General features: G+C 59.6%; 1 protein-coding gene. It reads right to left on the bottom strand.

Annotated features, from left to right (window positions below; translation table 11 throughout):
• On the bottom strand, positions 1-950 hold a 950-nt coding region (locus ACXRVY_RS31340), incomplete at its 3' end, for a phage portal protein (RefSeq protein WP_458239256.1).
• Positions 951-1,020: the final 70 nt, after the last annotated feature.

Below are 1,020 nucleotides of genomic sequence, written 5' to 3'. Positions count from 1 at the left end.
GCCCAAATCAGGGCTGCTTCCTTAATCGATCCGAACCCGCCCGCGTTCTGAGGCACGATACCCATCAACTGCGGCGGAATGCGCAAAGCAGCCAGCATGTCGTCACGGCTGATGTTTTTGATCGAGCCGAACTCATCCTTCGCCGCCACCTCACTGACCGGTATCAACTGGATGCCGTCCTTCTTGCCACCTGGTGCGTACATGAACAGGTTGCGAAAGTTTCCCGGCCCCTTCGCTGACTTGAGCGCCGACCGCAACGCCGCAACATCGGTTTCGTTCTGCGCTGTATCCGTCATGTACATGATGAAACCGGCATGGCTGCCGTTGTTGTAGTACTTGCGGCGGAACAGGGTGGCAGACTCGTTGAGCAACGCGCTCTGCAAGGCGGGCAACCACTCCGGCAACCCGTAGATCTCCTGGTTGATGTCGGCCTCGCGCRGGTGGCAGATCGTGCCCTTCTTGAATTCGTGCTCATCCCGCCAGCCCCGCACCTGGTAGTAGGTCTCCAGATCCGCACCCCGACGCATGTATTTACCCAGCGCAGGCTGCAGGCCCAGTGCGGCGCCCAGTATGTTTTCGCGCTTTTCCAGGTAGGCATTGCCGCACCACAACCAGTCCAGGGCGAATTGCTCGAAGGTCTGCCGCGACAGCAATTTGTGAGGGATGAAGGTGCGAGCCAGCATGTTGCGCTTGAAGTTGAGGCCCGACTGCAGGAACACACTCGCCCTGGATGACTTGGCCAGGCCATCCAGCGACATCGGCGGCTCGTACCAACGCCCATTCAGCCAGCATTCCAGGTAGTCGAGAATGCMCCGCTCATCGAGCACAGGGGTCGGATCACCAAAGGTGAAGGCTTCCATGCGTCCGCCAGTGGGGGGCAGCAATTCGCCCTCGACAACGGGTTGGGTCGGTGCCGACAGTTGCCGGGAGTTGCCTCGACGTTTGCTCATCAATAAATCTCCATGAACCCGGTATTGACGGCGGTCTGCCCTTCAAGCGGTTCGTTCTGCAGTGCGTGGA

This window comes from Pseudomonas sp. P5_A2_2, assembly GCF_054177685.1.
The sequence above is the reverse complement of the archived record's forward strand: the minus strand, read 5'-3'. Positions and strand labels throughout refer to the sequence as shown.